Source organism: Arsukibacterium perlucidum DSM 18276, assembly GCF_000382165.1.
Classification (GTDB): domain Bacteria; phylum Pseudomonadota; class Gammaproteobacteria; order Enterobacterales; family Alteromonadaceae; genus Alishewanella; species Alishewanella perlucidum.
Map to the genome: position 1 here is coordinate 123,153 of NZ_KB907711.1, position 8,307 is coordinate 131,459.

The 8,307-nt window shown below is 46.6% G+C and carries 10 protein-coding genes; 4 read left to right on the top strand and 6 right to left on the bottom strand.

The window, feature by feature from the left end; genetic code table 11:
* Positions 1-78: 78 nt before the first annotated feature.
* From H141_RS0110160 to H141_RS0110175, 4 genes are all read right to left on the bottom strand, one after another.
* A complete protein-coding gene (locus tag H141_RS0110160) occupies positions 79-1,368 on the bottom strand; it encodes a DEAD/DEAH box helicase (RefSeq protein WP_019676157.1) in 1,290 nt (429 codons plus the stop codon).
* A gap of 52 nt (positions 1,369-1,420) precedes the next feature.
* Positions 1,421-1,726, bottom strand: coding sequence for a DUF6172 family protein (locus H141_RS0110165; RefSeq protein ID WP_019676158.1), 306 nt, complete (start codon positions 1,724-1,726; stop codon positions 1,421-1,423).
* Positions 1,727-1,960: 234 nt separating this feature from the next.
* The gene (locus H141_RS0110170; RefSeq protein ID WP_019676159.1) at positions 1,961-2,545 is read right to left on the bottom strand and encodes a DUF1294 domain-containing protein; all 585 of its coding nucleotides are present in this window, start codon (positions 2,543-2,545) and stop codon (positions 1,961-1,963) included.
* The gene (locus H141_RS0110175) at positions 2,545-3,150 is read right to left on the bottom strand and encodes a class I SAM-dependent DNA methyltransferase (RefSeq protein WP_019676160.1); all 606 of its coding nucleotides are present in this window, start codon (positions 3,148-3,150) and stop codon (positions 2,545-2,547) included. The genes H141_RS0110170 and H141_RS0110175 overlap by 1 nt, the downstream gene beginning before the upstream one ends.
* 201 nt (positions 3,151-3,351) lie before the next feature.
* Here H141_RS0110175 and H141_RS0110180 point away from each other — a divergent pair, with 201 nt between their 5' ends.
* Complete coding sequence (locus H141_RS0110180; RefSeq protein ID WP_033425474.1) at positions 3,352-3,837, top strand: GNAT family N-acetyltransferase; 486 nt, start codon at positions 3,352-3,354, stop codon at positions 3,835-3,837.
* 72 nt (positions 3,838-3,909) lie between these two features.
* The gene (locus tag H141_RS0110185; RefSeq protein WP_019676162.1) at positions 3,910-4,374 is read left to right on the top strand and encodes a CreA family protein; all 465 of its coding nucleotides are present in this window, start codon (positions 3,910-3,912) and stop codon (positions 4,372-4,374) included.
* 94 nt (positions 4,375-4,468) lie between these two features.
* Here H141_RS0110185 and H141_RS0110190 read toward each other — a convergent pair whose 3' ends face one another.
* On the bottom strand, positions 4,469-5,272 hold the full coding sequence (locus H141_RS0110190; protein WP_019676163.1) for a PhzF family phenazine biosynthesis protein: 804 nt from the start codon (positions 5,270-5,272) through the stop codon (positions 4,469-4,471).
* A gap of 255 nt (positions 5,273-5,527) precedes the next feature.
* On the opposite strand from H141_RS0110190, the gene H141_RS20090 reads away from it, so the two are divergent.
* Entirely contained in the window at positions 5,528-6,217 is a 690-nt protein-coding gene (locus tag H141_RS20090; protein WP_019676164.1) for a helix-turn-helix domain-containing protein, read from the top strand.
* A gap of 20 nt (positions 6,218-6,237) precedes the next feature.
* On the opposite strand, the gene H141_RS0110200 is transcribed toward H141_RS20090, so the two are convergent.
* A complete protein-coding gene (locus H141_RS0110200) occupies positions 6,238-6,957 on the bottom strand; it encodes an RluA family pseudouridine synthase (protein ID WP_019676165.1) in 720 nt (239 codons plus the stop codon).
* A 164-nt stretch (positions 6,958-7,121) separates the two neighbouring features.
* On the opposite strand from H141_RS0110200, the gene H141_RS0110210 reads away from it, so the two are divergent.
* Positions 7,122-8,299 (top strand): IS3 family transposase gene (locus tag H141_RS0110210; RefSeq protein ID WP_157610843.1). Its coding sequence is split into 2 segments (ribosomal slippage): positions 7,122-7,389 and positions 7,389-8,299, totalling 1,179 coding nucleotides; the frame shifts between segments, so codons are not numbered across the junction.
* Positions 8,300-8,307 lie beyond the last annotated feature (8 nt).

Sequence of the window (8,307 nt, forward strand, 5' to 3'; positions counted from 1 at the left end):
ATTTCTTAATGACCCATCTAAGCAGCGGCTTTTGCAGCACTACAAGCAGCATAAAAAATAATAATGCTACCCCAAACATTATTTCTTGGTGTCGCGCGGCTTAGCTGCAGACTTAGGCTTAGCTTTCGGTTTAGGCTTACTGCTTTTTTCCAGGTTAATTGCGGTTTCACTGGCTTTATTAGAGCGGCCAGATAATACCTTGCGCGAAATACTTTTTAGCAGCGACTCCCGGTTACTCACTTCAAAGCCTGGCTTAATGATACGTTTAATATCGCTGCCTATCAGCTTTTGAATGCGCTCTAAGGTTTGCTCTTCTTCGCGGCTGACAAAGGAAATAGCAGTGCCTGAGGCCCCTGCCCGCCCGGTACGGCCAATCCGGTGTACATAATCTTCCGGTAAATAAGGCAGGTTAAAGTTCACCACATAATCCAGCCCCTGAATATCCAGGCCACGGGCTGCCACCTCAGTGGCAATTAACACCTGCAACTTGGCCGATTTAAAATCAGCAATAGCACGGCGGCGGGTGCCCTGGCTTTTATCGCCATGGCAAACCGCAGCATTAACTTTACTCTTTTGCAGATCGGCTAACAGGCGGTCGGCCTGCTCTTTGGTGCTGGTAAATACCAACACCTGAAACCAGTTATGTTCGGCTAATAACTGCTCAAACAACTCGATTTTGCGGCTTTCTTCCACCGGGTAAATCACATGGTTTACCGTATCGGCAGTACTATTGGCTTTCGCCACCCGGATTTGCTGATGATTATTCAGAATTTTATGCGACAACTCGTTTACCGCAGGTGACGTGGTGGCGGAAAACAGCATAGTCTGGCGCTTAGCGGCAGTTTGCTGCATTAAGTTCAGTACATCAGTGCTAAAACCCATATCTAACATACGGTCGGCCTCATCCAGCACCACAAATTCAACATCGCTTAATATAACGTTGCCCAGTGCCATATGCTCTAATAACCGGCCTGGGGTGCTAATGACAATATCTACGCCTGCCGTTAATTTATTTGCCTGACCACCCATTTTTACGCCACCGTATAATGCGGTGACACTAACGGCTAAAAATCTGGCATAGTCACTGACAGAAGCAGCTATTTGCTCAGCCAGTTCGCGGGTTGGCGTCAGAATTAACGCCCGTGGACGGCGCTCGACTGTTGCTTTGGGTTTATCCAGCATCTGTTGTAACACCGGAATAGCAAAAGCAGCGGTTTTACCCGTGCCGGTTTGCGCCGTTACCTGTAAATCCTTGCCGCGACGCGCAGGCACAATAGCCTGGCTTTGCACCGGTGTCATTTCACTATAGCCACATTCAAGCAGCGCACGTTGTAAATCAGGAGCTAAATCTAACGATGAAAATTGCATCAGGTTTCCTCTGTAGCAGCGCTACAGTTTTAAATTAGGGGGTACATCAAAATTAGTCTGCGGTTACATCACTGACCCGAGGCTTATGCTGGCAAGCCTTGGCCAAAATTTCTATATAGAACGCCGGCAACTCCTGCGCTACGGCAGCATCAATATGTTTATTGATTTCAGAAGTGAAAATTTTCTCAGCGGTCTCTTCTATTGCACCAAAGCGGCAGTCAAACGTCCAGTAGTCCATGTCATCTGGCAGAGTCTTACGTCTCTCTCTGGCCAGGTACTTTTTAATTTCATGCTTAATAGCATCGGCCAAACGGGCCGTGTTCAGCTTAGCGTGAGTTAACGCGAATGTTTTTTTCATTAAAATTCCTACAGGTTTGCACTCAAAAGCTGAACGCGCTAAATAATGCGCGCATTCTACATGGATAAGCAGCAGATAACTGCCATTATCTGCTAATTACCCGTACATTTAAGCCGTCAACCTCACGCTTCAAACATTAAGCAGTAAAGGACAACACGCAGTAAGTAGCTTAAAATCACCAGTAAGCGTAGTGCATGCGGGACTATTGTAAAAGAAAATGGTTGGCTGAACTTACTACCCGAACACCCGGGCCAAATACAGCAGCAACCCCAAATTCAGGAATACGCTGCACCAAAACACCCGTAAAAATGGTTTTTTCTTAGATTTATGCCGCAGCCAGCTTTGCGCCAGTAAAGCACCAGGCCAGCCCCCCAATAACGACAGCAACTGTAAGGTATTCTCAGGCGTGCGTTGCTGACCGGCCTTTTGTGACCTTTGCTTATCCAGAGCATACACCACAAACGTGAATAAACTCAGGCAGGCATAGCAGACTAAAACATAATAATGCAGTTTGCCAAACCAGCAGGCTGCTGCTAGCAGACAAAAGAACAGCAGCACCACTTTTAGCGCCCAACTCCCCCCTGCTTTAGCCGATTTAACCACCTGCTTTTCACCGGCATACGTAACGCCTTGTGCCTGGCTACGGCCTTGCTGGTCTTTTGCAACCGAATAGGTAACCACCTCACCCACCTGTGGCCGACGGCCGCGGTTCTGCAGCGCCTTAGCATGCAAAAACACACGCTCACCTTTAAGCACCGGCTGAATAAAACCAAAGCCTTTATCATCATCCCACTGGGTTATTTTTCCTTTAGTGCGCACTACTTTTTCTTCGCCGTCAGTAAAAAAACTGGGTACTGGCCATGTGGTTTGTGCACAACACTGGCATCTACGACCTCAACGTCCTGAAACCCCGCTTGTTCAGCGGCTACGGCAATGGCTTGGCGATCAAAGCCCATGTGATAAACACCAGTATCTTCTGTATGAAAACTACCGTCTTCAGTATCAAGATCCGATATAGCAATAACACCACCACTGTTAAGCAGCGTATAAAACGTAACAAACATTGCAGCGATGTCCTGCACGTGGTGCATGGTCATTGACGATATAATGCCATCAAATTTGCCGGATATAGCGCTAACGCTTAAATCAACTGGCACTATTTCAACGTCACAAGCTATACGTGCTTGTTTTTGCGCCAGCTGTTCATTCATTGCTGCTGAGGTATCAACAGCAGTAATCTTGTTGACAAAGGGCGCAATTCGCTCAAGTAACAAGCCCGTGCCTGAACCAAAATCCATCAGATGCATAGCCCGATCGAGTTTTATGTTTTCAATTATCGTATTGGCAATGTTGTCGACATTTGACACTCTGTTGTCATCACTTTCGTAGACAGCGGCTTTGTGTTTGAAGAAATCCTTACTCATTAATCTACCTGCGTTTTCTAACAGAATGTATAAAATCTGGTTAAGTGCCAGTTTACCTATGTATTTGAAAAGAAAATAGACGATTCAAATGGCTAAACACAGCTGTACCTAAAACGAATTATCAGTAAAATAAAGCCAATGTAATGTTATAAACACCAAATGTATAAATATGGGTTACGCACAAAACGTAAGATCTCAAAAATGCCGATAAAAAAAATCAACGAAGCAGCATGGTCAGAGATATTAAAAATTCAGGCTGAAGCCTACTCTCAGATTGAGCCTGAAAGCGTTGACGTGCTGCAAAGCAAATGGCTGCGGTCACCTGAAACTTGCTTCGTATATGAAAAAGCAGGCGAAGTGGTCGGTTACCTGCTGGCTCACGCCTGGAATAGGGAGACGCCGCCAAAGCTTTACGAAACGTTGCCAAGTGGTACAGAGGGTTTAATCCTTTTCTTACATGATTTGGCCATTTCAAACGCTGCTGCCGGTGATGGCCTTGGCAAAAAGATGGTGTCTTACTTGCTAAAAATTGCGAAGGAGGCAGGGTTTCAGCAGATTAGACTGGTATCAGTGCAAGACTCCGTGGCGTTCTGGGAAAAACAGGGCTTTACTTCTATTACACACCAACGGGTGTGCAACAGTTACGGTACAGGCGCTCAGCTTATGACTTACAAATTGTTGGGGTAAACGTGTTAAGCTTGCCGGTGGCAGTATTGAAAGAATTAACGTATTAAAATAATTTCCCTTGGAGACCCAACCATGCGCGCTATCTACTGTGTATTACTGCTACTAATGCTTACCGGCTGCGACAAAAACGAAGTGGGCGATGTATCACTAGGTGTCTTTACAACTAAAGATATCAAACTGGATGCGGTTGTTGATCCGATTGTGACCGGCGTAACCTGCCATGTATCGAGTATCGAAGCTAACCTGGACTTTTCCGACCCGTCTGACAGCTCTATTGCCTGTCGCCAAACGGGCCCTATCACCGCAGAGATGATTGCCAAGATAGATAAAAGCAGTAACGGTGAAGTGCTGTTTACCAAATCAAAAAGCATTTTCTTTAAAAGCATGAAAATCCGCCGTATTTTCGACGCCGAGAACCAGACCCTGATGTATCTGTCCTACTCCACCAAAGAAACCTCCGGCAGCTTTAAGCACAGCCTTTCGACCGTGCCACTTTGGGGTACGGAGGCGTTTAATGCAGCGAAGTTGCATAACTAATCTTGCATACTTGCCCCGGCGAGTGAGGAAGAGCGTTGTATCCGGAATGACGGAAGATATAAGTCCAACGTTATATGAAGATATAAGTCCAACGTTATATATAAGCGGTGCCTTTTAAATACAGCACCGCAAAGCCTGACACTAAAACCCGATCATTGACGATGTTGCAAAATAATATGCCGCCACGCTGTGATGCCTGGTAAGCAACCAAATCATTTTTAGCCAGCTGCTGCGCCCAATAAGGTGCCAGTCCTGCATGTATTGACCCGGTGACCGGATCTTCATCACCGCCATTGGCGGGCCAGAAATAACGTGAGATAAAATCATACTCATTTGTGATGGCACTGGCTTTGGCGGTAACAACCACATCAAAGGGGGCTAATTGTTTCAGCTGTTCTGACGAGTAGCTCAGGCTTTTAACATCGTGCTCCGATGCCATCACAGCAAAATAAGCTTGTCGGTTCTTTAAAACCTGTATTGGTGTTACCGATAAACCGGCTAATAAAGCATCTGGCGCCCGCTCAACCACCTGCGGGCATTGGTTGGGAAAACTCATTTCTATTCTGTCATCGCTAAGCTGATTTACAAACAACGCCCCCACTTCTCTGGTCACAAACTCAATTTCACCCTGCCCGCCCAGATGATTAAATATCACATAGGATGATGCTAACGTGGCGTGGCCACAAAAGTCGATTTCTGTTAACGGAGAAAACCAGCGAATTTCATATTTATTGACCGATAACGCGCGGATAAAGGCAGTTTCTGAAAGGTTATTCTCGGCCGCAATGCTCTGCATTACCTCAGGCGCCAGCCACTGTTGTAGCGGAACAACCGCAGCAGAATTGCCTTTAAACTGTTGTTTGGTAAAAGCATCAACAATATAAATATCTAATTCCACGCCAGACTCCTTAGGTTTACCGGGCTAGTAACAGGTATTGCAGGTTATTGTAGTGGCAGTTGCAGGCACTGTCATCGGCTGAACTAAATAGAGGATAGAACCTCCTTTGAAAGAACCGGGGAGTAAGGAACAGTGTTTTCTCCGACATGGAGAGAAGTGGCGGCACTTTGGCAGTTGTTTGGCGTAACTGATAACTTGCAGTTTAAAGCAGAGCTTGGTTAACTCTCAGCATCATTTAAATCAGTTGTGTTGACTATGGATATTTCTGCTGAAAAACTAAAACGGATCAGACTATTGCATAACCTTTCACAGGAGTTATTAGCAAAACAGTCAGGGCTGAGTTTGCGCACTATTCAGCGGCTAGAGCGTGAAGGTGGTGGCTCGGCAGAATCGTTGCATGCCCTTTGCGCGACCTTGAACATCAATGCTGATCAGTTGCAGCAACATACCTCTTCAATGCAAGCCGGCTGGCAGCGCACAACCATTATCAGCCGTTTACTGGTGTTTATAGTGTTGTTTGCAGCTTTGTTCAGCCTGATGGGGAAGGCCTCGGCCACCAGTATTCACATCTATCTGGATTTAATGTCTTTGGTGATAATTTTCAGCTTTTTAACACTGTCGACGTTGGCATGTTTTGGCTTTAATGGCTTACTAAGGGCTGTAATTGGGCTGAAATATCTGGCTAGCTCAAAGCTTTACCAGCAACAAGCTACTAGTGATTTAGCGCAGCTTTACACTTTTATCTATAAAAACTGTTACTGCGCCGCCGCTATAGGCAGTTTGATCGGCCTGGTTAGTTTACTAGACACCTTTGCCACTTCAGCAAACAGTAGTCAGTTATTTACTGGCCTGCATGTGCTGACAATACTATGGCTATATGCAGCAATTATTGCCGAGTGCCTGTTACGGCCACTGATATATAAACTAAAAAATGCCAGTGATTAGCAGACTAGTAATGTCGTTTTTTAAAAAGGGCTGACGCAGTGGCCGTGGAATGGCTTGCCGGTAAGTGGGTGGATAAAATAGATATCACTGGCGTGCAGTAATAACCGGTCTGCCAGCTGTTGGCTGCTGTCACTGTGGTATAAATCACAGCCAAGAATGGGGTGGCCGATGCTCAGGCTATGAATACGCAGCTGATGGGTGCGGCCACTCAGCGGGGTAAATTGCACCAGGCTGCGTCGTGGCTCAGTTAACCGTTGTAATACTTTAAACTGGCTAGTTGCGGCTTTGCCGCTGCGCTCACAAATTTTCACCCGCGGGAACTGGCTGTTATCTTTGGCAATCGGCGCTGTTATTACCCCTTCATCAGCGCTTACCCAACCTTCTAGCATGGCGCTGTAGTGCTTTTGCACCGAACCTTCCTGAAACTGCTGATTAAGATGCGCGGTGGCATCTGGAGTCAGCGCCACCACCATAATACCCGAAGTGCCAAAATCTAAGCGATGCGGTAATTTGGCCTGCGGCAACGCCGGGCTTAGCATAAGCGAGCCGCGTACCAGCTGGCCTTGCACTAAGTGGCCATTGACTAAACGAAAGTGCACAGAGTCACGGTTAAGTGGGTTTTTACCCGATAAACTCAACAAGCCTGAGGGCTTGTTTATCAATAAGATGGTATCGTCCTGATATAAAATATGCACAAACTCATGGCAGGCAGGTGCGATAAAGGTATCAATAATGTCCACAAGCTCCCCTTTTTAGCCTTTTATACCATCAAACAGCACATCCCGCGCCGCCTTTGATCCATTCCCGAGCTTTACTGTCGATTGTTTGGAGTGTAGTGGCACACTAAATTTGGCCACCTGATTAGAGGTGTTATCATACACCTCATAGATGATTAGGTGACACTATGAATAAGAAAACCAGACCTACTTTTAGCGCTGAATTTCGTCTTGAAGCGGCCCAGTTAGTAGTTGACCAGGGTTATACCGTTTCCAAGGCAGCCGATGTAATGAATGTCGGTAAATCGACCATGGATAAATGGGTGCGACAGTTACGGGATGAGCGCGCAGGTAACAGCCCTAAAGCCTCACCGATGACGCCAGACCAGATTAAAATCCGTGAGTTAGAGAAGAAAATCAAACGGATAGAGCTGGAGAAAGAAATCTTAAAAAAGGCTACCGCTCTCTTGATGTCGGACTCGCTGAACACTTCTCGATAATCGAGAGCCTCAAGCGGAGCTATGCCGTGACCTTACTCTGTGAGGTCTTTAACGTTCATCGCAGCAGTTATAAAGCGTGGTCGTCGCGTCGTGGCCAGATTAATCCACAGCGCGTGATTGAACAAAGCAAAGTACGCGAGCTGTTTAACGCCAGTAACAGTTCAGCAGGCGCTCGCAGCCTTGCTGATATGGCAACGGCTCAAGGCGTTAAGCTATCACGTTATCGTGCTGGAAAGCTGATGCAGCAGCTGGATTTAGTCAGCTGCCAACTGCCAAGTCATGCTTATAAAAAGGCCGTAAAAGAGCATGTGGACATCCCAAATCATCTGGCGCGGCAATTCGCTGTTACTGCACCAAATCAGGTTTGGTGTGGCGATGTAACGTATATCTGGAGTGGTAACCGATGGGCCTATCTGGCTGTTGTGATTGATTTATTTGCGCGTAAACCGATTGGCTGGGCGATGTCATACTCACCCGACAGTGAACTGACCGGCAAAGCCCTTAGTATGGCCTGGGAGGTACGAGGCAAACCTAAGGATGTCATGTTCCATAGTGATCAGGGCAGTCATTACACAAGCCGGAAATACAGACAGTTGCTGTGGCGATTTCAAATTAAACAAAGTATGAGTCGGCGTGGTAACTGTTGGGACAATAGCCCGATGGAACGCTTCTTCCGGAGCCTTAAAACGGAATGGGTACCGGTAACAGGTTATGGCTCGCTAATTGAGGCAACCGCGTCTGTGGTGAGCTATATCACTGGCTATTACAGCCAACTGAGGCCGCATCAGTATAACGGCGGTTTAACACCAAATGAGTCAGAGAAAAGATACTGGCTTTACTATAAAACCGTGGCCAATTTTACTTGACCACTACA

Coding starts and splice junctions, on each gene's coding strand:
- H141_RS0110175 (WP_019676160.1), bottom strand. CDS start 3,150: ATGAGTAAGGATTTCTTCAAACACAAAGCCGCTGTCTACGAAAGTGAT.
- H141_RS0110185 (WP_019676162.1), top strand. CDS start 3,910: ATGCGCGCTATCTACTGTGTATTACTGCTACTAATGCTTACCGGCTGC.
- H141_RS0110165 (WP_019676158.1), bottom strand. CDS start 1,726: ATGAAAAAAACATTCGCGTTAACTCACGCTAAGCTGAACACGGCCCGT.
- H141_RS20090 (WP_019676164.1), top strand. CDS start 5,528: ATGGATATTTCTGCTGAAAAACTAAAACGGATCAGACTATTGCATAAC.
- H141_RS0110180 (WP_033425474.1), top strand. CDS start 3,352: ATGCCGATAAAAAAAATCAACGAAGCAGCATGGTCAGAGATATTAAAA.
- H141_RS0110160 (WP_019676157.1), bottom strand. CDS start 1,368: ATGCAATTTTCATCGTTAGATTTAGCTCCTGATTTACAACGTGCGCTG.